Origin of the sequence: Candidatus Palauibacter sp. (assembly GCF_965208055.1) — a bacterium.
Taxonomy (GTDB): Bacteria; Gemmatimonadota; Gemmatimonadetes; order Palauibacterales; family Palauibacteraceae; genus Palauibacter.
The window spans coordinates 64,488-88,744 of the sequence record NZ_CBDBNY010000004.1 but is presented as its reverse complement, the minus strand read 5'-3'; the positions used below and the strand labels follow the sequence as shown (position 1 = coordinate 88,744).

The 24,257-nt window shown below is 64.0% G+C and carries 14 protein-coding genes and 1 pseudogene; 12 read left to right on the top strand and 3 right to left on the bottom strand.

Annotated features, from left to right (window positions below):
- Positions 1–132 precede the first annotated feature (132 nt).
- Both ACOGXI_RS00730 and ACOGXI_RS00725 read left to right on the top strand, forming a co-directional pair.
- Complete coding sequence (locus ACOGXI_RS00730; RefSeq protein WP_419936992.1) at positions 133–3,687, top strand: STY4851/ECs_5259 family protein; 3,555 nt, start codon at positions 133–135, stop codon at positions 3,685–3,687.
- A 7-nt stretch (positions 3,688–3,694) separates the two neighbouring features.
- Positions 3,695–4,558 (top strand): annotated as a pseudogene (locus ACOGXI_RS00725) (DEAD/DEAH box helicase); the annotation flags it as partial.
- Between the two features lie 141 nt (positions 4,559–4,699).
- Here ACOGXI_RS00725 and ACOGXI_RS00720 read toward each other — a convergent pair.
- Positions 4,700–5,380, bottom strand: a complete 681-nt coding sequence (locus tag ACOGXI_RS00720; protein WP_419940244.1) for a hypothetical protein — start codon at positions 5,378–5,380, stop codon at positions 4,700–4,702.
- A 216-nt stretch (positions 5,381–5,596) separates the two neighbouring features.
- Here ACOGXI_RS00720 and ACOGXI_RS00715 point away from each other — a divergent pair, with 216 nt between their 5' ends.
- The 6 genes from ACOGXI_RS00715 (at position 5,597) to ACOGXI_RS00690 (ending at position 18,346) form a co-directional block, all read left to right on the top strand.
- Positions 5,597–9,967, top strand: a complete 4,371-nt coding sequence (locus ACOGXI_RS00715; protein WP_419940129.1) for a Zn-binding domain-containing protein — start codon at positions 5,597–5,599, stop codon at positions 9,965–9,967.
- An 83-nt stretch (positions 9,968–10,050) separates the two neighbouring features.
- On the top strand, positions 10,051–10,926 hold the full coding sequence (locus ACOGXI_RS00710) for a hypothetical protein (protein WP_419936991.1): 876 nt from the start codon (positions 10,051–10,053) through the stop codon (positions 10,924–10,926).
- Positions 10,927–11,016: 90 nt separating this feature from the next.
- Positions 11,017–12,255 (top strand): DUF6361 family protein, encoded by a 1,239-nt coding sequence (locus tag ACOGXI_RS00705; protein ID WP_419936990.1) that lies wholly within the window; start codon positions 11,017–11,019, stop codon positions 12,253–12,255.
- Positions 12,239–14,152, top strand: a complete 1,914-nt coding sequence (locus tag ACOGXI_RS00700; RefSeq protein WP_419936989.1) for a phospholipase D family protein — start codon at positions 12,239–12,241, stop codon at positions 14,150–14,152. The genes ACOGXI_RS00705 and ACOGXI_RS00700 overlap by 17 nt, the downstream gene beginning before the upstream one ends.
- A complete protein-coding gene (locus tag ACOGXI_RS00695) occupies positions 14,149–17,418 on the top strand; it encodes a helicase-related protein (RefSeq protein ID WP_419936988.1) in 3,270 nt (1,089 codons plus the stop codon). The genes ACOGXI_RS00700 and ACOGXI_RS00695 overlap by 4 nt, the downstream gene beginning before the upstream one ends.
- A 184-nt stretch (positions 17,419–17,602) precedes the next feature.
- Entirely contained in the window at positions 17,603–18,346 is a 744-nt protein-coding gene (locus ACOGXI_RS00690; RefSeq protein ID WP_419936987.1) for a DUF3800 domain-containing protein, read from the top strand.
- 78 nt (positions 18,347–18,424) lie between these two features.
- On the opposite strand, the gene ACOGXI_RS00685 is transcribed toward ACOGXI_RS00690, so the two are convergent.
- On the bottom strand, positions 18,425–19,603 hold the full coding sequence (locus ACOGXI_RS00685; RefSeq protein ID WP_419936986.1) for a type I restriction enzyme HsdR N-terminal domain-containing protein: 1,179 nt from the start codon (positions 19,601–19,603) through the stop codon (positions 18,425–18,427).
- A 267-nt stretch (positions 19,604–19,870) separates the two neighbouring features.
- Between ACOGXI_RS00685 and ACOGXI_RS00680 the strand changes: the two genes are divergently transcribed.
- The gene (locus tag ACOGXI_RS00680) at positions 19,871–22,030 is read left to right on the top strand and encodes an AAA family ATPase (RefSeq protein WP_419936985.1); all 2,160 of its coding nucleotides are present in this window, start codon (positions 19,871–19,873) and stop codon (positions 22,028–22,030) included.
- Positions 22,027–23,094: a 5-methylcytosine restriction system specificity protein McrC gene (locus ACOGXI_RS00675; protein WP_419936984.1), complete on the top strand. Its 1,068-nt coding sequence runs from the start codon at positions 22,027–22,029 to the stop codon at positions 23,092–23,094. Before ACOGXI_RS00680 ends, ACOGXI_RS00675 begins: the two co-directional genes overlap by 4 nt.
- A gap of 33 nt (positions 23,095–23,127) precedes the next feature.
- Here the strand turns inward: ACOGXI_RS00675 and ACOGXI_RS00670 are convergent, their stop codons facing one another.
- On the bottom strand, positions 23,128–23,343 hold the full coding sequence (locus ACOGXI_RS00670) for a Fic family protein (protein ID WP_419936983.1): 216 nt from the start codon (positions 23,341–23,343) through the stop codon (positions 23,128–23,130).
- 242 nt (positions 23,344–23,585) lie between these two features.
- On the opposite strand from ACOGXI_RS00670, the gene ACOGXI_RS00665 reads away from it, so the two are divergent.
- Both ACOGXI_RS00665 and ACOGXI_RS00660 read left to right on the top strand, forming a co-directional pair.
- Positions 23,586–23,981: a hypothetical protein gene (locus tag ACOGXI_RS00665; RefSeq protein ID WP_419936982.1), complete on the top strand. Its 396-nt coding sequence runs from the start codon at positions 23,586–23,588 to the stop codon at positions 23,979–23,981.
- Positions 23,982–24,098: 117 nt separating this feature from the next.
- A complete protein-coding gene (locus ACOGXI_RS00660; RefSeq protein WP_419936981.1) occupies positions 24,099–24,221 on the top strand; it encodes a hypothetical protein in 123 nt (40 codons plus the stop codon).
- Positions 24,222–24,257: the final 36 nt, after the last annotated feature.

Genomic DNA, 24,257 nt, shown 5'->3' with positions numbered 1-24,257 from the left:
TGAGCTGGCACAGTTCTGCATGGCGTTCCTTCGCGCTCAAAGCGAGCTGCCCGAAGGCGTATTGGACTGAAGACTCGACCAAGTGCCGCAACTCCAGGAATGGACAGTACCAGCGAGGAGGGATTCCGACTGATGACGAATCCGGACGCACCGTTTGAACGCATGAAGACAGCCAAGGCCTTCCTCGAGGACTTCTTTGCCGCGCGCGACCTCTCCGGGGCAGACGGTCGACCTCTGTACCGATACCGTATCCGCGCCGGAGAGTTAGCCGACTTGGGGCGCGTGCTCGATTGGGAGCTCCGCCAGAAAGCGTTCGGGCAGGGTCGCATCTCGATGGATGCGGCGAGGGCCTTCTGCTTGTGGGCTTCCGAGTGGTGGCATCGAAACTACGATGGCGGGCCATGGAAATGGGAACCGCTTCTTGCCGCGCTCGGAACGCCCGAATTCGCTCCTTCAGGCGGCCAGTACCATGTGCTCAAAGATGTCGTCACCCGCGGGCTCCTCGGGTGGCGCCGCACGATCTACAGATTCGGCCCGGCCAAAGGCTTCTTGGTGACCATCATGTGCGAGGGTGGGGTTCCCTTGAAGCTCATTCTGCGTGAAAACGCACATCTGCGCCGTTATCTGAAGGCAGTGCTGGAGGAGTTCCGTCTCCTCGGCGCCACGGACCTTCCGCCGCGCGATCTGGCCTCGGGGCCGCGTAAGCTGCTTCCCGCAGCGTGGCGCCGAGACGTCGTTTACGAGTTGGCGGGTGAACTAATCAAGACCATCTGGCGGCTGCAGGCGGAACTCCCCAAGAACGGCGATACGCCCGTCCAAGAGCTGGACCGAAGGCGGCCGGATTGGCGCAACGAACTTCCTCTCAGGGTCACCGATGACGTAGCGACCGTTCTTCTCAAGGGCTTGATCGAAGATGCCATTGAAGTCGCGCGTCGCGCACGCAGCCATGTTCGATGGAACCTGTGCCTCGCGCCTGTTGCCGACGGCGACTGGGAGTTGCGGGGATCGTTCGACATGCCAGCGACCATCAGCCGCGAGGCCCTCCAGGTTCTATTCGGCTTTGAATCACCTGAAGAGGTTCCTTCGCGTCTGCACATGGGCGTCCAGACGGAGAGACGGGCGTTCCGTGCCTTGGCGCTTGTGACGGAGGCCGGGCTCGATGGCGAAGACGTTTATCGGGTGGAGGCGCTTCCGGCTGCTCACGAGCTCCAAGCCGAGGACCTGACGGGTCCGCGCAAACTCATCGCACGTACATACGATCCAGAGTACTGTACAGATCGTTTCCCCGGTGCGGCAGCATTGGGACAGCTCGCTTGGGTATTTGAACCGATGGAACCGACCGACCCGCCGCGTTCAACCTGCCACCTAGCCGGACAGGGGACGATGAGAGTGCGGGCACCCTGGGCCCTCCTCGCAGTCGAGGCAGGAGCGTCGATCGCGAGCGACGAAGGGTCGGTGGAACCCGTGGGCTCCGTCCGAAACGTGGGTTCGCGCCGCGTCTACCGAGTACGCGGGAAGGCAACCATCACGGAGGCGGACGATTCCCGCGTGATCGTGGAAACCGGCGCTTCCGTCGACACCGACAACTTCGAGTATCTCTTGACGGGCCCCACGAAACGGTTCGGCGACGCGGTGATCGTCTTCCTCGGAGGGCCTGCAGTTTACAAACGCAGAGGAGGAGAATTCGTGGAGCGGGTGCCAGAGCGGCACCTCGAATGGAGATCGAGCGCACCTGACGGACGCTGGGTCGACTACTCCTGTGCGGCGGTGGCCGCGGGGGCGATCGTTGGCGAAGGTCGGCTGAGGTACATCACGAACGGCATCGTGCACCATTCGATATCGATTTGCGTGTTGCCGCCCGAGGCCGACATCGAGATTCGACCCTCGTCGGACCCCGCATGTGGCGACATCCGGTTCTTGCGGTTTGGTGACGTTGTGGCCGCAGTTCCAGAGACTCCCGGGCTTCACGCGGTGGCGTCGCCCGACCGGGACGGCTTCGGTCTTCAGCTGCGCGCCTCTGGAGAACCGCCGCGGGACGTCCGGCTTGTGGTAGACTGGTCCGAGGGTGGCAGAATGATGCCGATCTTGCCATTCCCGGCCCGACGCGCCGCGTTCATTACGTCCGATGGCGGCCGATTGCCGGATGGCGCTCGCGTCGCGGAGGGATCTCTGGCGGGGGTCCGGGCGGAGGTCATCGCTCCTGGTCGCGCGGAATACGTTCTGTGGGGCGAGGGCCGGGGCTCTGCCGACGGGCGGGACGACTCCACCGCACGTCCCGATGTCTTCACTCGCGAGATTCCGCGGGTGAGCTACGGACATCATGTGCTCGACCTGGGGCAGGTGGGCGAGGATGTCGCGGAACGGCTGGAATTTGCGGACTACTTGGATGCCTCGATCAGGCTACGCATCGCAGATCGAGGGTCGGGCGCCACGCTTCCCGACGCCGATGTTCTCGTCACCCGCTTCGATCTCGGGTTTCGGAACGCTGGAGACGGATCCAAACCGCTTGTGATGCTGGACGCGCGGAGCCAGGAGCAGATCTCCAGCGAAGACCTGACTTCGCTGGCGGTCGAGGTGCTCGCCCTCCTTGAACCCGACCAAGACCCTATCCGTTTACGGCCCTCGTCTGAGCATGCGTGGAGATTACCGCCGGACCTTAGGCCCGGTCCCTACTTGATTTGCGGCCGCCAGGGCGATCAACAGCGGGTCAGCCCGCTGCCTCTGAATATCCCGCTGCCAAATGAGACGGTCGCCCGCACCCCGTCGAAGGACCCGATCACCGTAGCCCAAGCCTACGCTGCTGCATTCGCGAAGGATCAGGCATTCGGGGACCAACCGTTCCGCTCCGTAGTCCGCGCCCTGGCCACCGATCCGGGGCACGAGGACTGGCCGCTGGTTTTCCGGTATCTCGGATTGGAGTCCTTCCCGCTCATGGTGTTCCCGTTGCTCCGGGCGCTGGCTCGCGACGCCAATGCCTGCGCGATGGCCGCCGCCCACGCTGGAGCGGCCGATTTCTCGCTCCTCTGGGAGCGGATGGAAACCTTCCCGTTCGCGTGGTGGCAACTGCCGGTGCAGGGGTGGGAGCGAGCATTCTGCGCCTATGCCGAACACTGGCAGAACGAATTGGAGGAAGTCGACGATACTGATCTGGCGTGTGACATCCTCGACGGTGAGATGGACCGCAGCCTCGATCGCGTGAAGGTCAAGCTGGGCGGGCTGGCGCCAGCTTTCGGCTTCCTGAACGGCCGCACGACGGGCCGCCTGATCCCTCCGGACTCGCGGCGCATTGTGAACCCCGCAATACTGGATGCGCTATTCGGGGACTACGTTGAACAACTCCGTGGCGGCCCATCGTTCTATTCGGAGCAGGCCGGTCCTCCGGATCTGCCGGGCGTGCAGGAGGAGATCGAGCGTACGCAGACGGCTCACCCCTGGTCCGCCCGGCTGTTCCGCACGACCGACGACACTGCGATGATGGCCTCGAGGCACGCGAGTTTCGTGTACGCGCCTGCGCTGACAGCCGTTCTCGTGGTGGCGGAGGACGCAGTCGAACAGGACCTGGCACGACGGATCCGGGGAGCGCGCTCGGGCCACGCGGGTTGGTTCGACCGCACGTTGGAACTCGCCGAACGTATCGGCTTCGGCCTGCGAGAGGCCGATAGAATCCAAGGACACCTTGAAGAATAGTCTGCGTATGGACACTTCGACTCGTTTCTTTGAACCGCTTGCGCGTGACCTCGTAGAACGGTCGGCGAGCTCGCTCCTGGGAATCTACGGACCCCGCACCGATCCCCTACGCACGTACCTGTCGCAGATCCTCCAGCAGCCCGCCGGGCACCGCCACAGCTTCCTTGCGGACCCGGTGTTCGAGGCGATTTTCGATTGGGAAACGGCGGACATCACCATGTCAGACCTCGCCGAGATGGACTTCCTCGCCGAGGCGCTGGTGACGGCGATGGACACCGAGGCCGACGACGACCGCCTCAAGGAGTACGTTTTCCCACGCAGCCGCCGACCATTCACTCACCAATACGAGGCGTGGGAGCACCTCAAGCGTGAAGACCCGAGATCCGTGCTCATCACGAGCGGGACGGGGTCGGGGAAGACTGAAGGGTTTCTGGTCCCTATCCTGGACGACCTCGTCCGCCGCGCCGAACAGGAGCGGCTTCGTGGAGTGCGGGCGCTGTTTCTCTATCCGCTCAACGCGCTCATCAACAGCCAGCGCGATCGGCTGAGCGCGTGGTCGCGCCCCTTCAAGGGCGACATTCGCTACTGCCTGTACAAAGGTGACACGCCGAACGAGCTGTCGGCGGCCGAGGCCAAACGGCTCGCCCCGGAACTGGTCGAGGACCGAGCAACTCTGCGCAAGGATCCGCCTCCTATCCTGGTCACCAACGCCACCATGCTGGAGTACATGCTGGTGCGTCTCGAGGACAAACCGATCATCGACCAGTCCAAAGGTCTGTTGCGCTGGATCGTCCTCGACGAGGCCCACACATATCAGGGCTCCCGCTCCGCCGAGATTGCTCTGCTCCTGCGACGTGTACTGCACGCGTTCGCTGTCGACCCGTCGCAAGTCCGGTTCATCGCCACCTCGGCGACGATCGGCGACGAAAGCAAAGAGAGCGAGGGACGGCTGAGGGATTTCCTCGCAGACTTGGGAGGTATCGACCGCGACTCGGTCCACGTCGTTCGTGGTTCACGCAGTTCTCCCGATGTCGCCGCGACAACCCCCGACGATCTCGACGAGCCGCTTCCGGCCATGGACGAACTCCGCCGCATGGAGCCGACAGAGCGTGGAGCGAGATTGGCGTCGTCGGCAGTAGGACAGCGACTCCGGCGCGAACTCCTTGCATCCGACGGCGTCGTCAGCCTGACCCAGTTGACCAAGATCCGGCGCGATGCCGCGGACCAGACAGAGCCGGCGTCGTCGGCTGTGGCGGAACGCCGAGAGACTCTCGAATTCATCGACATCGCGACGAGCGCGCAGGTCGATGGCGAGTGGTTCCTGCGCGTCAGGGGCCACTTCTTTCACCGGACGCAGGGGGGCGTGTGGGCGTGCGTCTCGAAGCACTGCCCCGGGCGGAACGGGACGCCGCTGGCCGACTTCGAGTGGGCCTTCGGCAAGTTGTTCTTCGAGCGGCGGGCACGATGCAATGAATGCGGTTCCCTCGTCCTCGCGATGGTCCTGTGCGCGGAATGCGGGAAGGAGTATCTCGCGGGCCGCATGGTCCTCGAGGATCGGACGCTCGTGCCGCGCAACGTGGGCAGCGTTGAGGAAACCGATGAGGTGCCGGAGCTTGTCGATCATGACGGCGACGAAGGTGACGACGAGGAGGACGATGCAGGCGGAGACGGGCTCGACCGGTACCTGGCCCATCCCACCACGCCCAAAGTGCCGCCGATTCATCTTGATCGGAGAAGCGGTCGCTGGGTGGCTCCGGACACCGACGCCGCACTGGAGTTTGGAGAAGTGCTCCCGGGGTCGTCGGGACACCCTCGCTGTCCCGAGTGCCGCACGAGCCGCCGAGCCGACTGGCTGCTGCGGCCGCTGCGTGGGGGTGCGCGGCTTATCCTCCGCAATACGACGCCCATCATGCTCGACTACACGCCTGAACTGACGGATCGGGAGCCCGAGTCGCTCCCGTTTGGTGGACGCCGGCTCCTCACGTTCACGGACAGTCGCCAAGGCACGGCCCGGTTCGCGCTCGCAGCGCAGATCGACTCCGAACGGAACTACACGCGCGGGGCCATCTACCACCTGACCGCAGCCGCACGCACCGATCATGCCCCAGATCCGGCGCGCATCACTGATCTGACGAAGGACATCGCAGACCTCGAGGCCGAGCAGTCGGAGAGCCCCGGTGTACAGAGGGTGATCACCAACCTGAAAGCCGACTTGGCGACCCTCACGGCGCCGAAGTTGGGCTGTCGGACATGGAACGATGCCATTGATAAGCTGTCGCAGGAGACGGAGATATCCAAGTGGTTGCCGGACCATTGGCGGCATCTACCGCTCGCGGATCTGGACCCGGCCGAGCTTGCCGAGATCGCCCTCTTACGAGAGTTCGCGCGACGCCCAAAGCGACAGACGTCACTCGAGACCCTCGGTTTCGTCTCGGTGGAATACCCTGCTCTGCGGGACCGCCTGGAGCCGCCCAATCCTTGGCGACGTCGCGGCTTGGATCCGACGGAGTGGCGGAATTTCCTGAAGCTGATGCTCGACCACTTGGTGCGGGGGCGGCGCAGCATCGAGGTGAGGGGCGAGTTCATCCCCTGGCTTGGGGTTCCGCACAGGCCCACGGTGCTGATTGGGCCGGACGCGGAGCGTTTCGAGGGCGCGGTGCGGTGGCCCCTCGCCGCGGGCGCCACCCTCCGGTCTCGGTTCGTCCAGCTTCTTGGGTTGCTGCTGGAAGTTGACCCGTTGGAGAGTACCGAGGCGCGGGCCGGTATCGACGCGTGTCTGCGGCTGGCGTGGCGTCAAGTTAGGACCGTCCTGGTGAGCGGCGCACGGGGACATCGACTGAACTTCGGGGCGGGCGTGGCTCTGCGTGAGGTGCGAGATGCGTGGCTCTGTCCAATCACCCGTCGCGTCCTGGATACCACCGTGCGGGGGCTAACGCCATACGTCGTACCCGGGCTACCTCGAGAAGAACTCACAGCCACACCGATTCGGATGCCCATGCTGAAGACGCCGTTCTGGCGTAAGCCCATGGGCGGCTCCTATAGCCGAGAGGAGATCGACGAAGAGATACGCGGCGATTCCGAGATCGCAGAGCTCGAACGGCTCGGTGTTTGGCGCGGCTGGAGTCGCCGCATTTTCGAGCATGTCGACTACTTTCAGGTCGCGGAACACTCCGCCCAGCTCAGCGCGGCACGTCTCCGAGACCTGGAGGACCGGTTCCGGCGTGGACGGGTCAACGTGCTCAGTTGCTCCACGACGATGGAGATGGGAGTCGACATCGGAGGACTGTCGGCCGTCGCGATGAACAACGCACCCCCGAGTCCGGCCAACTATTTGCAGAGGGCGGGCCGAGCGGGTCGCCGTGGCGAGTCGCGAGCCATCAGTCTCACCCTCTGCAACACGTCCGCGCACGGTGAGCACGTCTTTCGAAATCCGTTGTGGCCGTTCAAGACCCCGCTGCACGTGACCCGTGTGGGTCTCGACAGCGAGCGAATCGTAAGCCGGCACGTCAACGCCGTCACGCTCACGCGTTTCTTCGCGAGCCGGTTGCATGAACAGGAGTTTCACCGATTGTCCGCCGGTTGGTTCTTCGAGCAGCGCGACGAGGCGTCGTCGGTGTGCGACCAGTTTCGCAGGTGGCTGAAGAATGACGCCCGCACTGATCGGTGGCTCGAGACGGGCTTCCAGCGGCTGTTGCGCGGCTCCACCTTGGTCGGAACCGAGATCGACCGGTTGTTGTCGATGGTCGATGATCGCATCGCGGCCGCCGCGAAGGCGTGGGCCGCGGAGATCGAACCGCTGCTCCGCGAGTTGGAAGGCTTCGCTGAACATCCGTCCACTGACGCAGCTCGCCGAGCGATCGAACTTCAGTTGCGCCGCCTACGCGGGGAGTACTTGTTGCGGGAGCTCGCCGTACGGAACTTCCTGCCTGGCTATGGATTCCCGACCCAGGTCGTTCCACTTGTCACCACCACGAAGGATGACTTGAAGTGGAGGCGACAAGGACGTACTGACACTCGGAGCGGCCGGGAGGACAACTTCTCTCGCGTACGCCAATATCCGACGCGCCACCTGTCGGCCGCGCTGTACGAGTATGGCCCGGGTGCGAATGTGATCCTCGATGGGCGCGCCCTCACGTCCTCCGGCCTCACTCTGAACTGGAAGATCCCTCCGACCGACGAGGCTGCGAGAGAGATACAGGCACTCCGGCACTCGTGGCGCTGCAGGTATTGCGGAGCGGTGGGCACCGGGATCCGACGACCAGAGCTGTGCGAATCCAGCTACTGCGCGGGACGTGAATCGCCCCTCGAAGTGCACAGTTACATCGAACCCGCCGGCTTCGCGGTGGACATCCGCGACTCGCTCAACAACGACCTGAGTCGCTTCTCTCACGTTCCGACGCAGCCCCCTCAAATCTCCACGGGCGGCGAACCGTGGCAGAGTCTCGCAGTCTCCGCACTGGGTCGCTTCAGGTACAGCGCCTCCGGGCAGGTGTTCCACCATACTGCAGGCGAGTACGGGCACGGATTCGCGATCTGCCTGCACTGCGGTCGCGCTGTGGCCGAGCACGAGAAGGAGGGCGAAGTCCCCAAGCGAATGCGAGGGCACAAGCCGCTCCGTGGCGGATCGACGGTTGGACCGGACGACCTTTGTTCGGGAAACGACGGCACCTACACGATCCGTCGCAATGAGTGGCTTGGCGTCTCCCGCGAGACCGATGTATTCGAACTTCAGGTACGTCCCACCCACCTGGCGCCGGGCAGCGATGGTGCCGAGGGTACCGACTCCCGGGAGGGCATCGACGATGTGGCAGCCTCCTCCATCGCCGTCGCGTTGCGCGAGGCTCTCGCCCAGAGGATCGGCGTGGAGAGTCGCGAAATCGGCTGGGCTATCAAGAGGGCCAGGGTCGAGGAGACGGGCGAAAAGAACGTGTCGATCCTCCTTTACGACCACGCCACGGGTGGCGCAGGCTTCGTCGCTCAGGCTCCGGAACACCTGCGGGCGTTGCTGCGCCAGGCGCGCAGAACCCTCGACTGCGCGCGAGGCTGCGACAAGGCCTGTCACGCGTGTCTTCTCTCATACGACACACATCACGATGTGGACCGCCTGGACCGCCATCGGGCGCGTAACATCCTGAGCGACACCTTCCTGGCGGCACTCGATCTCCCGGTCGAGGAACAACTGTTCGGTCCCGACACACGGTTCGAGTTCCAGCCGATCGACGACGCCATCCGCCGAGAACTTGGCTCGACCGACACGGTGCGCCTGCACTTGGGCGGCGACGAATCTCAGTGGTCTCTTCGTGACTGGACGCTCGCCCGAGATCTGCTGCGCTGGACCGACAAGCGTCATCAGGTCGAACTGGTTCTTCCGCGTGACGTGACTGCGATTCCGCGCGAAGAACGGCTGCAACTCATGGCCTGGGGGCAGACGTTTGGCCTGCGGCTGCTCCGCGGTCGCGCACGCCGCCCCAAACGATCCGTCATTGCGGAACTCTCCTCTCCGGGCCGAACCGTTACGTTCGCCGCTCGAACCCCTGACGCGCTGATCCCCGGCCCCGAATGGGGCGTGTCTGGAGAAGGCGCCCACGTAGTTAGGGGGTACTCGACGGAAGTCCCGGCTGCGCTGGATCCAGTAGAAGCGTCTCAACTCGACGCGCCGCCGCCCGGCCAAGCGAGCAGCCTCGCGCTCGGTGACCATCTCCGTGTCCCTATCAACAAGACCGGTACGGCGTTCTGGCAGGCGATCCGGAGCGCGTCTCCCGCCCTGTCCGAGCGCTTGGAGCGAGGTCTACCTATTCAGCGCGTGGTGTATCAAGATCGCTACGTTCGCTCCCCGCTGGTCGCCCGTATCCTCCTGGAAGTCGTGACCGAGCTGGCAACGGCCGCGGGAGACGGGGCGCGCGACGCACGTTTTCGCATCCTCACTACGACCCCGACGAAGCGTGCCTCGCAGCGTCAGTGGATTCAGGACGACTGGACGTTGACCCGAGAAGCAAAACCAGCGATCGAACATCTCTTCGGCACCACGCCACTACCGCTTGAGGTTGTCTTCCGCAACAGCAAGCGTGTCCCGCATGAACGCAAATTCGAGATCACATGGGACGACGAAACGCGCTGGCGTTGCCATCTCGATCACGGATTCGGTTTCCTCCGCCCGGCTCGTGACGTTCCACATGCCTTCGACGCTTCGCCACAACGGCAGGCGAAGGCGCTTGCCTCTGCCCGGTTCGACCTGGATACAACTGGCCCGGGCCGTGCGTACGTTTTCGGCCTCGAATAACGACAGCACCTTTCTACGGCGGAACTCGATGCTGGCTGACGGCCTGACGCTTCACGAACATCAACTCGATTGGAGATGCTGACATGACGACCGGTTACGGCGATGGGCGCGTTACGATTGGGTCCACCATGGTAGGCCGCGTAGCTGTAACAAATGTTGCGACCGTCCCCGCGCTAACCCCGCGAATTCGCTTCGGGCTTTCCTGGACCCTGGGACATCTCGTTCATACGAGAGAAGGGAATCGGCGGGACGAATACCAGCTGGTCGACTTTGGCGGTGAACTACGGCTGGGGCCAGATGACCGCTTTGTCGGCCAACTCGTGCGGGACGGAGCAGCGTATCCTCTCCGCTCGTTCGACTATGTGGATACTCAAGGAGGCTCCGTTGCCCTCGATCTAGGCAGGTATCGACTGGAGCAACTCGAAGAGTGCCGGGCGGGTGGCGTTCTCATCATGAAAATGCAACTCTGGCCCCGTGTCGAGATCGGCGGAGTGACAACTGATGCCCGAGTCGAGGAAATTCGTTTTCGGATACCACGGGACGATTGGCTTGAAGTCGTTCGTACAGCCACCGGGGAGCAAGTCGATGTCCTGGAGATCCGTTACCACCTCATGTACGCGGATCGTTATGATACGAGCCTCTCGGAGCTTCGTCGCGCGCGAGACGCGGTAGACCGAGGCGATTTCAACGGCGCAGTTATGCAGGCGCGAAAGGCCGTGAGCCTCATGGAGGGGGCCGTCAGGAAAGCGTCCGGAGATCAACTCAAGGCCGTCCTGACCGATCGGATCGACGAAGAGCATGCCGATCTGTACGGAGGCATCGTGGCACGCGCGAAGGGCATGGGTAACATCAACGCGCACCGCCCTGCGGCACGTGAGTACACCCGTGTCGAAGCCCTTTTCGCCATCCGGCTGGCAACGATCTCGCTTGAGGTCGTAGCTGGACTCCTTGCAGCGTGACGAACGGGGACTCCAAGTCGAAGCGCGTCGGGACACCGTTTCCGACGAGCGGCGGCCGGCGGATTATGGTTTCCCCAGAAAGACCGAACCATGGCTTCGACACTGACCTGGCTCGACTACTCGGAGCGCGACCGGCGTCGGGCGCTTGACGTCATCGACCTGTTTCGGGAGACCGGGACGGTCGACGAGCTCGGGCTGGCGGGCGTTCGCAACAGCTTTTCGGATCTCTTCTTCCCCGGTACCAGCACGATCCAGACTCGGGCGTGCTACTTCCTCCTCTTGCCGTGGACGTTCCTTCGGCTGGAGCGCTTGCGGGTCTCATCGAGCAAGGCCGTCGCGCGGGCTCGGCAGGCAGAGGTCAACCTCAACCATCGCATGCTGAGGGGGGGCGATACCGCGGGGGTCTTCGGGTCCCAGGCGGGCGACGCGCTGAAGCGGCTTCCGAGCGAGGTGTACTGGGGCGGCCTTGGAAGCTGGGGGATCCGCACGTTCTCGGGCCACATGTGGGCGTACTTTCGGTCGCTCGATGCCTTCTACCGGCGCGGCGCCCAGTTCACGAACACTCCGCGAGACCCGGAAGGCCGGAGCGCAGCGCCGGGGAACTGGCACCCGCACCTCCCGGCGCCTCCTTCCGGATTTCCGTACGAGAACGTCTCCGTAGCACTGCGCCGTCAGGACGCCGAGTACCTGCGGGACCGGATCCAGGCCCGGCATCCCGAGAGCCTGTTGGCCGTGCTCGCAGGCCGCGCCTCCCCACCGGACCTCGCGGCTGGTCGCCCATGGCAACTCTCTCATCTCCCCGAGGTGTCGCCGGCCCTGCGGGAACACCTTCGCGATGCCAGGCTGTTCGCGATCTGCATGCAGGGAGCGGCGCTTCTCTACAACCTCATGCTCTCGGAAAAGCAGGCGCATGACGGACGTATCGAGACCTACCAGGCCGAACTCGCGGACTGGGTTGCCGAGGTGCAGGACCTGGAGTCGGACCTGGCGGACTGGCGGCTGGACGGCGTGTGGAGCGTGGTGCGGGCCAAGAGCCGCTCGCTGGGCTATCCGACGCGGTCCTTCGTGACGCGTTGGATCGACAACCTGAAGCGGGATGGACCCGAAGCTCTGGTGCCGCAAGGCTCGGTAGCCCGGGTGCTGGTACGGGAACGCGAGGTCCAACTCAAGCGCGGGCGTGCGCGGCTGACCAATCCGCGGCGCCTCGAACTGTGGGGAGGACGGTCGGGCACGGGGCGCATGGCGTACCGGTGGGGCGCGGCGAAGGTGCTCCTCAAGGACATCTTCGACGGATTGGAGCGGAGTGAGGGCGATGCTGGGAACGCGTGAGCGGACGCTGCTCCTCGAGAGCCTGCGTCCACCGCCCGGCTACCGCTTGCGTCGCGCCGTGGGGACCAGCTACACGCTGGACCTCATCGCCCTCCTGACGGCTCCACTCGCCTTCACCTTCTTTGACGCGCACGACGAGGACGGGGCGCCGGTGACCGATCCGGTTGCCCTGCTCGAAGCGCTGAGGCGGCATGCCGAGAACGTCACCCTCTTCTGCCAGGCCGGGGCGATTGCGGTGCCGAAGCCGGAACAGACGCTGCTGGCCTATCTCGAAGGCTCCGTCGTCGAGGTGCAGCCGCCGATCGAGGAAGGGATCTTCCACCCCAAGCTGTGGGTGCTTGCCTTCGAGGCGGATGAGGCGCCGACCGTCTACCGCGTGCTGTGCCTCTCCCGCAACCTGACGTTCGCTCGGTCGTGGGACACATGCCTGTCCCTCGAGGGGCCACTGATGGACCGTCAGCGCGGCTACTCGAAGAACAAGCCGCTGGCGGACCTGCTTCTGGCGCTTCCGGAACTCGCCACGCGCCCAATCCAGGGCGATTTGCGTGAGGATCTCCAACGGATGGCGCACGAGATCCGGCGCGTGGACTTCCAGCCGCCCCGACCGTTCACCGACTTCCGAATCCATCACTTCGGACTGTGGCGCAGGCGCGGATGGCCGCTGCCGACGGCCTCGCGGAGCCTCGTGATATCGCCCTATCTCGTCGGTTCCGTGGTTCAGAGGCTGGTGAGGGAACACGGTCTCGACGTGCTGATCTCCAGGCCGGAGGCGTTCCAAGGAATCACCCGCAGTGCTGGGCGCGAAGCTCTCCCGGAGACGTGTTACGTGCTTTCGCCGGGAGCGGACCTCGACTCCCGCGAAGCACACGAAGGAGATGAGGAGACGGACACGCCGGCGGAGCCCGCGGCAGCCCACGACGAGGTCGAACTCGCAGGGCTCCACGCCAAGCTGTTCCTATTCGAGAACGGTCGTGAGGCCCGGCTGTTTACCGGTTCGGCCAACGCAACGGCCGCGGCTTTCGGACTCAACGTCGAGGTGCTGGTCGAACTCTTCGGCACGAAGAAGGACTGCGGCATCGCCTCGCTGCTCGGCTCCGAAGACGACGCGCAGCTCGAGACCCTTCGATCGCTGCTTCAGGAGTACACGCCTCCGAGCGACCTGGAACCGGAGCCGGACCCCAAGCAGGAGTTGGAGAGGAAGGCCGAGCGGCTCGCTCGCATTCTCGGGGCGGCACGGTTGACGGCGAACGTCAGCGACGCAGACGCGGAGGAGCGCTGGGATATCACGCTCTCGGGCCAGCTTCCGGAGATCCCGAGCGGGGCGACCGTCACGGTTTGGCCGGCCACGCTCTCTTCGGAGGCCGCTCAGGGAGTCACGGGCCCCACCGTCCGGCAAAGCGATCCGGATAACCGGGCCGACCGCATCGCGACCTTCAACGGGCTGTCGTTCGAGGCGCTGACCGGGTTCTTCGCGTTCGAAGTCTCCTTGCGGGAGGGACAGCACACGGTCCGTCAGCGGTTCGTGGTCACGGCCGAGTTGGTCGGGGCGCCCGATAACCGGAAGGAACGCCTGCTGCGTTCGCTCCTGAAGGATCGCCGCCGGGTCTTGAGACTGCTGCTTCTCATCCTCATGGACGAGGGGGCCGATGTGTCCGCATTCGTGGATGCGGCAGGCCAGGACGGCTCGGCTGCCGACGGGTCGTTCGGCGGCTGGCGCGAGGCGGCCCTCCTGGAGGCGCTCCTCCAGAGCCTGAGCAGCAACCCGAACCGCATCGACGAGGCCGCCCGGTTGATCGCGGACCTCGAGAAGACCGAGGAGGGGAAGGAACTCCTGCCGGACGGCCTCAACGAGATATGGAAGCCGGTCTGGCAGGCGAGGAAGGCTGTCAACCCATGAACCGACGGGGGATGGGCGAGCGCCCCGACACCGACGCCGTCCTCGCCGGCCTCAAGGGCTTCCAGCGCGACACCGTGGACTACGCTTTCGAGCGGCTCTACACAGCCACGGACTCGACGCGGCGGTTCCTGGTGGCTGACGAAGTCGGTCTCGGGAAGACGCTCGTGGCGCGCGGGGTGATCGCGAAGGCGCTCGATCACCTGTGGGACGGGCCCGGTCGCGTCGAGCAGATCGACATCGTCTACATCTGTTCCAACGCCCAGATCGCGCGTCAGAACGTGCGCAGACTCCAGATCGGGGATGGCAAGTTCGTGCGTGCCGCCCGGCTGACCCTGCTGCCGCAGGTGATTCACAACCTGAGAGCGAACAGAGTCAACTACATCGCCCTCACACCGGGAACCTCGTTCGACCTGAAGAGCAGCATGGGGATCCGGCAGGAGCGCGTTCTCCTCTACCACATGGTCCAGCGCGTGTGGCCGAACTCCCGGGCAGGTCCCAAGAACCTGTTTCAGGGGGACGTGAAGAACACAGGGCACTTCCGCTGGGAGCTGAAGCAGTTCAAGCACTGGCACCGGATCGACCCCGGCATCGCGGACGCGTTCGCGCACCGCCTACGCGAGGGGGAGGGACTCCAGGCAAGGTACGAGGACCTCTGCCAGCGATTTCGCCGAAGCCGCCCGCGGATCCCGGGGGACGACCGCTGGAGGCAAATCACCTTCATCGGCCAACTGCGTTCGATGCTGGCCGAGGTGTGCGTCGATGCGCTGGAGCCGGACCTCGTGATCCTCGACGAATTCCAGCGCTTCAAGGACCTCCTGGACGGAGAGCACGCCACGGCGAAGCTGGCCAAACAGCTGTTCACCTACTCCGACGATACCTCGGATGTTCGCCTGCTCCTCCTGTCGGCGACCCCGTACAAGATGTACACGCTTCACCACGAAAGGGCGGAGGACGATCACTACCGGGATTTCCTGCGGACCGTCGAGTTCCTGGATCTCGGGCTCAAGGAAAGCGGCGATCTCCGGCGACTCCTGGATGAGTACCGCCAGGCGATGTACCGGATCGAGTCCGGGACGGACGACCTCGTGCGCGTCAAGGAACAGATCGAAGCACACCTCCGCCGCGTGATGTCGCGGACGGAGCGGCTGCGGATCTCCGGGGACGCGCAGGGGATGATGCGGCAGGTACCGAGCACGGGGCTGGAACTCACCGCCGCCGACGTGGGGGATTTCCTGGCGCTCCAGAAGATCGGGCGCGAAGTGCGGCAGCCGCAGGTCCTCGAGTACTGGAAGTCCGCACCGTACCTGCTGAGCTTCATGGACGACTACAAGCTCAAAACCGAGGTGGTCGCGAACCTGGCCGCGTCGTCGGAGAACGGGCTCGCCAAGCTGCTGACCGAGGGCGGACGGGCGTTTCTTTCGTGGGAGGATGTCGAGGCCTACGCGAGACTCGACCCGGCCAACGCGCGCCTGCGAAGCCTGCTCGGGTGGATGGAGCGCGGCGAGGCGTGGAAGCTGCTCTGGCTGCCGCCCGCCCTTCCCTACTACGCGGAATCGGGGCCGGAGTCCGGTCCGTGGAAGGCGGCGCGCGAGCAGCAGTTCTCCAAGCGTTTGATCTTCTCGACCTGGGCGGTCGTGCCCAAGGCAGTCGCGAGCGTGGTGAGCTACGAGGTGGAACGCCGGCTCTTCCAGCGTTTCGACGACTCGATCCGCAACACGGCGGAGGAGCGCAAGAAGCGCCGCGCCCTGCTTCGCTTCGCGTACTCGAACGAGCGGCTTACGGGCATGCCCGTGCTCGGACTGCTCTACCCGAGTCCCACCTTGGTGGAACTGGGCGATCCCGTCCCGGTGTCGGGGGCGGAGGTGACCCTGGCCGATGCCGTCGACCAGGCCCGGACGCAACTCGAACCGCTGCTGGACAGACTCACGAAACCGTATCTCGACGGCGAGCGCGAAGACGAAAGCTGGTACTGGGCGGCCCCGATTCTCCTCGATCTCCAGAGGTACGGCGAGTCGACGAAGGAATGGTTCGGTCGCTGGGATCTTCCGAAAATCTGGAACGGAGCGCAGGAGGATGACGACGAGGGATCACGGTGGGCCGATCATGTCCGGGAAGCGAGGAAGTTCGTCGAAGCGGGGGTTGAGGCAGCGCTTCGCGGATCGCTGGAACTCGGACGCCCGCCGGAGGATCTCGCGGAAGCCCTCGCGACCAGAGCCGTCGCAGGCCCCGCGACGAGCGCGCTCAGGGCTCTGACCCGGGCCTCGGGGCCGGGAACGGCGTCGGCCCTGGCAGCCCGAGATGCCGCCGCCCGGATCGCGTGGAGCTTCCGGACGCTGTTCAACCTGCCGGAGGCGATGGCGCTCATCCGAGGCGGGCGGCGGGACCATGAGACCGCGCCCTACTGGCGGCAGGTCGTCGACTACTGCGCGGCGGGCAACCTGCAGGCCGTGCTGGACGAGTACATCCACACGCTGCGCGATCTCGAGGGTCTGTTCGCGGCCGACGACGAGGAGGCGTGGGAGAAGCTGGCCGGGGCCGTGACGGCAGCCCTGTCGCTTCGCACCGGCGCGCCGCGCGTGGACGAAATCCGGCCCGACGACGACACCGTCCGCATCCACCACCGCCGGTTGCGCAACCACTTCGCGATGCGCTTCGGCGCCCAGGAGAGCGACGACGGCAAGACGGGGGCGCGCGAGGGACAGGTGCGGCAGGCGTTCAACTCTCCCTTCTGGCCCTTCGTGCTCGCGTCGACCTCCGTCGGGCAGGAGGGGCTGGATTTCCACGCCTACTGCCATTCCGTCATGCACTGGAACCTGCCGTCGAACCCGGTCGACCTCGAGCAGCGCGAAGGCCGCGTCCACCGCTACAAGGGCCACGCCGTGCGCAAGAACGTCGCGACGAAACACGGCGACGAGGTGCTCGCGGACGCCTCGAAGGACGTGTGGCACACGCTGTTCGAAGCCGCCCGAAAGCAGTCGGCGGAGGGGGGCGGGCTGGTGCCGTACTGGCTCTTCCCGCTCGCGGATGGCGCGTACATCGAACGGCACGTGCCGGCGCTTCCGCTGAGCCGGGACGCCTCGCAGCTCGAAGCCCTCAAGCGATCCCTCGCCGTCTACCGGATGGTGTTCGGCCAACCGCGGCAGGACGACCTGATGACCTTTCTCCTGGAGCGCTGCGGCCCCGAGACGCTGCGGAAGGTCGAGCCGTTGCTGCGGATCGATCTCTCGCCAGCTCCAGCACCGACGGTTCGCCCCGGCGCTGTTTGAGACGGCCAACCCGCCATGTACGGGTCAATCATGAACGGTCGGCGCGGCCCGAGGAGCGGTTGATCCGGGTTGACGTCTTCGGGCCGGTGAAGTATCGTTGCGCTGAGACGCAAGCTCTTGAGCTTGCCCTCTTTCCGAGGCCCGTGCTCCGGCACGGGCTTTCGTGTTTCCGGGAGATCCTTCCGTGACCTACTTCGCCTATCTCGACGAATTCGGCCACATCGGTCCATACGTCGATCGGCAAGATCCCATTCACAACGACAGCCCCGTGTTCGGCTTGGCGGGGTTCGTTCTGCCTTCCGAGGAAGTGTGCCGTTTCGGCACTTGGTTCTTCCAACGCAAATGCGAGCTTCTCGCATTCGAGATCGACCGGTCCAAGCAACACCCGGCCCGATGGGAGAAGAAGGGGTCGAGCCTTTACACGGTCACGAATGTCACCCGGTACGCAGAACTCAGGAAGTTCACGAACCGCCTGCTTAACAAGATCGTGGCGCTCGATGGCTTTGTCTTCTATGTCGGGATCCGGAAGACAGAGCCGCCGGGTGTCCATAACCCGAACCGACTCTTCCAGGCGATCCTTCGCGAAGCCATCCGGCGGCTTGACGAATGCTGCGACGTGGACTGCCAGCCGCCCGAGGATTTCGTCCTGATCCTCGATGAACATGATCAACGATCTGAACTGATCACCGAGGCCGCGCGAAGCATGTATGCGCGCGAGGAACCGCGGCGGCATCTTATCGAACCGCCTTTCCATCTGGAGAGCCACCGCTATCAGACGCTCCAGGCAGCGGATTGGATTGCCGGATTGGTGGGGCGCCTGGCCGCGGCCTGGGCCGACGCGGACACTTATCCTGAGAATGAAGTGTTCCGGCGGTACTTCGAGGACCGCCTCAGTAGGGCCAGCCACAGGAGTGGAGTTCGCACATAGAACCGGATGCCGCTCGCCGCTGACGGCGCGGCATCGGTCGGCCGAAACGCACTCGCTATAATATCACACGCGTACGCGTTAAGGAGTTCTTCCCTTCCGCGATCCGACCGGGATATGGACGATCACGTCGCGCCCGAACTTGAGCCCGGCTACCTCACACGCCTCCCTGACACGCTGCACTTTGCCGGGGTTGCTGTAGTGCGTGGCGAGCCACCAACCACCGGGGAGACGGTGGGATGAACTCGTGGGACGATGACGCCCAGGGTAAAGGTGGCCTCGGCTCTTCGCCACGTATAGCCGCACCTTCCCCCGATGCCGTTCGGAGTACCGCTTGCAGAAATCCGGGTCCAGGGAGGCGAGCTTCTCGAAGACCGCTACCAGCACTTCCGCGCCGGTCTTGAACGTCTCGATCTCTCCGCGGAACGTAAGCGAGGGCGGGTCGTCCGATCCTCCCGGGGCAGGTACGGGCGCCACCTTCCGTCGCGTCGTTCTCTTCCGCTTCGACTTTCCGGGCGACGCGACCGCGGCCCCAGCCTGACGGCGGATGAATCTCGCGGCGCTCTCCGGCTCCGGTCGAACGCCGGTTTCGTTTCCGACTTCCTCCGAGAACAGATCCAGCAGCAACGGGTCGGGTCCCGCGAGTAGCCGTCTCCACACGGACGCGTAGTTCGACGCGGCTTCCTTCTGACGCCGAAACGCCTCGTAGTCACGCTCCGCTTGTCGTCGCGCCTCACCCGACTTGACGCGGTCGAAGTTCAAGTACTTCTCACAGGTCTCGGCTGCATGCCTGGCGTCATCCTCGATGAAATCGAGCCGCGCAAACCGTCTTTCTTCGTAGCTTCCCTGGCCGGAAGGAAGGAAGAAACTCCACTCGCGTCCGTCGGTGAGCACCGCGATCGGAACGCCCTGATGAAAGCAGTATTCGAAGAGCTGCTTCTGCCCACGGTTATCGGCCTTCCCCAAGTCCTTGACCTCCACGAGGACGGACGGCTTCCCCGCCGGATGGCAGAGGGCGTAGTCGACCTTCCTCGTGCCGATTTTGAATTCCGGAGCGACGACCTGGACGTTGAAGACTGGCCATCCCAGTTCATGCAGGATACGCTTTATCACACCCTGGCTGATCTCGGCCTCGCTTCGAAAGCTGCCAGCGCCGATACCCTTCGCGAGATCTTCGATCGCCTCTGCGAACCGTTGTGACATGGGCTTGAGTGACTCCCGCCTAATGTGCATTGAGTGCTGAGGACCCGGTCGGAACAACCAGCCGATACGCTACTCCCGCCCGCATCGTTGAGCAACGGAACGTCATCGAGGTGGTGATCGAAGCGATCATCCTTCACGTACCGGTTGCCGGATCCCGATCGATCTCGAACGTTACCAGCCGCGCTGATCCTCTCGTGCTAACGGTCTTCGGGCCGAGCGTCCTCTTACCCAACGAGTTCAACGATGCCACGACCTTCGTCTGACCATCCCGTGCTCCGTGCGGCTGCCCGCTGGCGGGAGCGCTGCCTGCGCAACGACGGATCCGTGTTCACCGAGAAGTCGCTATGGACTGCTGAGAATGTCGGCTACCTGATTCGGTACTTCGCCGAGAACCTCGACGAGGGTGAGGGTGGTTTCTTCGAAAAGCTCGAACGACAGTTAGCACCCGCACCGGCAAGTGCGAAACAGCTCGCTGCAGAGATGCTCTGGGTCATGTACCTGGCTCTGAGTCGCCGCGCGATGCAGCCGGGGACGAAGCGGCGGCAGATTCGCACCGTCTGGGAATGGTCGCGCGAACAACTTCCTGAGGCTCCGCTCGAGCTGGAAGAAGCCCTCAACGAAGGTCTCCTCTCTCCTGGACCCGCTTACAATACTCTCAGATGGCTTGAGTTCTTGTTTCTTGTCCGGAGTATGGAGGCATGGAAGGACCTTGCCGGGTCGCAGCGCGATGCCCCTCTCGCCGACCCGTGGTCGTTCGCAGAGTGGCTTCTAGGTCTCGACGACACCGGCAATCGACAGCTGCGTCACATCATCTGCTATCTCCTGTTTCCGGAACACTTCGAACCGGTGGCAACGAGCAATCATAAACGCATGATTGTTAAGGCATTCCTGACCAAGGGCCGATCGGATGCGGCGCGGGTTGACTACAACGACAGACTTGAGGTCGACCGGCAGATTCAGGTGGTTAGAGAGCGTCTGTCGAACCAGGAGAGCCATCAGAATCTGAGCTTCTATGATGAGCCCCTCCGGAGCATGTGGCAGCGCGGGCCATCGCCGAACGGTGGTGAGAACGGCGAAGGGGGAGATACCGACGAGTGGTATGCCGAGCGCTTTGGTGAGGCCAAGGTCTGGGTGATGTCGGCCGGACAGAACGCTCGCGCGTGGGGGGATTTCCAGCGCCATAACATGATCGCGATCGGGTGGGACGAATTGGGCGATCTTCGAGAGCTTGCCACAAAGGAGAATATCGCCGAAGAGATCCGAGCCAGCTACGGTCAGTCAAATCCTATCAACAACGCGCTCGCGTGCTACCAATTTGCGCACGACATGAAACCGGGTGACCACGTCATCATCAAGCGTGGACGCTCGGCGCTGCTCGGCCATTGCATCGTCAAGTCGGAGTACGAGTTCCGTTCCACGCGGCCGGACTTCAAGAATGTTCGGCGCGTTGAGTGGAAACGGAAGGGTGAATGGGCGCTACCCCGAGATCGATGGACGACCAACAAGACCCTGACGGATTATAGCGCACTCACATACCGCCCCTGGTTGCGATTCGCGCTGCCCCTGATCGAGGGTTCGATCGTGCCGCCACCGCCGCCACCCATACCTCCTCCGTATTCTCTCGAGGAGGCACTCAAGGACCTCTTCATGGACGAGGCGAAGTTCCATTACATGATCGACGCCTTGGAGCGCAAGATGAACATCGTGCTCGAGGGGCCGCCGGGGGTCGGCAAGACCTTCATCGCGAAGCGCCTGGCCTATCGTCTGATCGGTTACAAGGTCCCGGAGCGGGTGCGGATGATCCAGTTTCATCAGAGCTACGCGTACGAGGACTTCATCCAGGGGTATCGACCGCACGACGATGGAGGCTTCGAGCTTCGCAACGGAGTCTTCTACACGTTCTGCCGCGAGGCCGCCGCGGATCCCGACAACCGGTACGTGTTCATCATCGACGAGGTGAATCGCGGGAACCTGACCAAGATCTTCGGCGAGATCATGATGCTGATCGAGCCCGACAAGCGGGAGTCCGAGTACGCCGTTCCGCTGACGTATTCACCTGACGACGAGCCCTTCCATGTCCCAAAGAACATCTTCCTGATCGGGATGATGAACACCGCCGACCGGTCTCTGGCCATGGTGGACTACGCGCTCCGCCGACGGTTCGCCTTCATCCGCCTCGAGCCGGCGTTCGGCACCGATCAGTTCAGCGATCACCTGCTGGAGGCCGACGTCGAGGAACCCCTCGTAAACAGGATCGTGGACCGACTCTCGGCCCTCAACCGGGAGATTCGCGAGGAGCGCAAGAACCTCGGTCCCGGATTCGAGATCGGCCACAGCTTCTTCTGTCCCCGAGAAGCCGATGAGCAACTGGACGAATCCTGGTACGAGGGGGTCGTGCGGCGAGAGATCGAGCCGCTCTTGCGAGAATACTGGTTCGACCGCCCCGAGCACGTGGACAAGCTGACCAGGCAGCTTCTGGCGTGAACATCCCGGTCCGGAACATCTACTACCTCCTGTGCTACGCGTGGGATCACGTCCGCGAGGGGGAGACGGTGGATGTCGGCTCCGAGGAGTTCAGCGGGATGGTCGACCTCTTCGCCAAGGTCCTCAACGAGGGCGTCTCGCGGCTCATCTCGCGGGGACTGGACCGGGACTACCTCGCCGTGAGCGAGGACATCCGAGGCCTCAAGGGGAAGCTCGACCTGGCGACCACGGTGAAGCGGAATCTGCTGCTGACCGGGAAGACCCACTGCGCCTTCGACGAACTCAGCTACGACGTGCCGCAGAACCAGATCCTGAAGGCGACGCTCCGGCAGCTCGGGTTCGTGACCAGCCTGGACCCGGAGCAGCGGCGGCGCGCGGGGCGACTGTACCGGAAGCTGGATGCCGTATCCGACGTGCCTCTGCGGCCCCGGCTGTTCCGCACCGTGAGAATCCACCGGAACAACCAGTTCTACAGCTTCCTGCTGCACCTGTGCCGCATCATCTACGACAACCTCCTGGTCAACCAGGAAGAGGGCACCGCCGAGTTCTACGACTTCCGGGAGGACGAGCAGAAGATGGGGCTCCTCTTCGAGCAGTTCGTGCGGAGATTCTGCGAACGGGAGACGAGCTACGCGGTCAGCGCCCCCAAGATCGACTGGTTCGGAGCGGAGGGGGTCGGCACGAGTCTGCATCATCTGCCAAAAATGCAGACGGATATCGTACTGCGGTCGCCGGAGCGCACGATCATCGTGGACACCAAATTCTACAAGGAACCGCTCAACACCTGGCATGGCGGGAAGCGCGTGAACTCTGCGAATCTCTACCAGATCTTCGCGTATGCGATGAACTGGGCGGAGGGGGCGCAGGCGGGTGAGCCTGAGCCGGAGGGATGGCTGCTGTACGCGGCGGTCGACGGTGAGTTCGATTACCGGTTCGAATTGATGGGCCGGCCGATCCGGGTGTGTTCGGTGAATCTGGGGCACGAGTGGAAGGTCATCGAGCGACGGTTGACGAGATTGGTAGCGGATTCCAAGACCCTCGCTCCGGCAGCCACGCAAGCGTAGCCGGGGTCACCCGATCGAACGGTCATTCCGTCTTCATTCCACCGTCGCCAGCACGGCCCTCCCGGCCGCAGTGGTCCGATACCGCTGCTTCCTGCTCGTAGGCGTATCAGGGATGGTCATCTCAATCCACCCTGCATCCATCATCGGTCTCAGAATCTGGTTCCTGAACTTGGTGCGGTCCTTTCTCCCCATCACCGCCATGAGTTCCGTGATGGGCCGCGCCGACAACGACTTCCGTAGAATCTCCACTTGGTGCCCACTTGGTGGCCATGATAGGGATCATCTCGCGGGCGTGCCGTCGGGCTCGCTCTCGTCCGGCAACCCCGGCCCCACTTGGTCCACACCTGGTCCATCGGAGCTCGCGCCCGAACCCTCGCCGCGCTTTCCCGCCACGCCGACGCTCTCGAGGTAGTCAGCCGAAAACCCAAACTTTCCGAACCAGAGGCCAAAGGCCCTCACGCAAGCGCTGATAGATCGCGTACGATACGGAGGTGTCGGTCTCCCCGGGTCAAGACGACGTGATCACCTTGGTGACCAACAACCCACGGCCCGAACCCATGGATGAGTCGATGGTGGTTCGCACAGATGACACAGAGATTCCTCGGACTGTGGTCTTCCACCTTGGCGACCCCTTCGATGTGATGAACCTCGATGACGGCGCGTGCCGCACCCTCATCATCCCACTCGGCTGCGGTGTTCTGAGCAGCGTGACAACCATCAACTTGGCACCAAGCTCCCATCAAGCCAATGATCATGTGTCTCAGGCCGGCCGGGCGCGTCAACCGCTCGTACGCTTCCCTTCTGCCCGATTGACTCTTGATCGCGTCAATCTGCTTCAGAATGCCATCGAGATCCCTGCCCGTCAGCTCTCCGTGAACCGCACGTAGTCTGTCGACACCATAGCGTGCCGCCTCCGCACCTACCGGATCAGGTTCGAAGAGGCGCCAGCGCTGCCCGATCACACTGATCAACACCTGTTCGCGAGACTTGGCGGGAACCCGCGATTGAATGAACTGGCGAACACGCTGGCCCGACACGTAGGGGTTCGCCGGATGCCGGCGGAATCGGCCTGGGATCACTCGGCCATCGAAGAGTTCTATCGTCAGGTCCACATCGCCGTCGGGTAGTCTGGGTAGCTGCAACGGCCGGAACCGTATGATCGT

Excerpts from the sequence above, each read along its gene's own strand:
- ACOGXI_RS00700 (WP_419936989.1), top strand. The coding sequence starts at position 12,239 with ATGCTGGGAACGCGTGAGCGGACGCTGCTCCTCGAGAGCCTGCGTCCA.
- ACOGXI_RS00720 (WP_419940244.1), bottom strand. The coding sequence starts at position 5,380 with ATGGGCCAGGTACCGGTCGAGCCCGTCTCCGCCTGCATCGTCCTCCTC.
- ACOGXI_RS00695 (WP_419936988.1), top strand. The coding sequence starts at position 14,149 with ATGAACCGACGGGGGATGGGCGAGCGCCCCGACACCGACGCCGTCCTC.
- ACOGXI_RS00730 (WP_419936992.1), top strand. The coding sequence starts at position 133 with ATGACGAATCCGGACGCACCGTTTGAACGCATGAAGACAGCCAAGGCC.
- ACOGXI_RS00715 (WP_419940129.1), top strand. The coding sequence starts at position 5,597 with ATGCTCGACTACACGCCTGAACTGACGGATCGGGAGCCCGAGTCGCTC.
- ACOGXI_RS00710 (WP_419936991.1), top strand. The coding sequence starts at position 10,051 with ATGACGACCGGTTACGGCGATGGGCGCGTTACGATTGGGTCCACCATG.
- ACOGXI_RS00705 (WP_419936990.1), top strand. The coding sequence starts at position 11,017 with ATGGCTTCGACACTGACCTGGCTCGACTACTCGGAGCGCGACCGGCGT.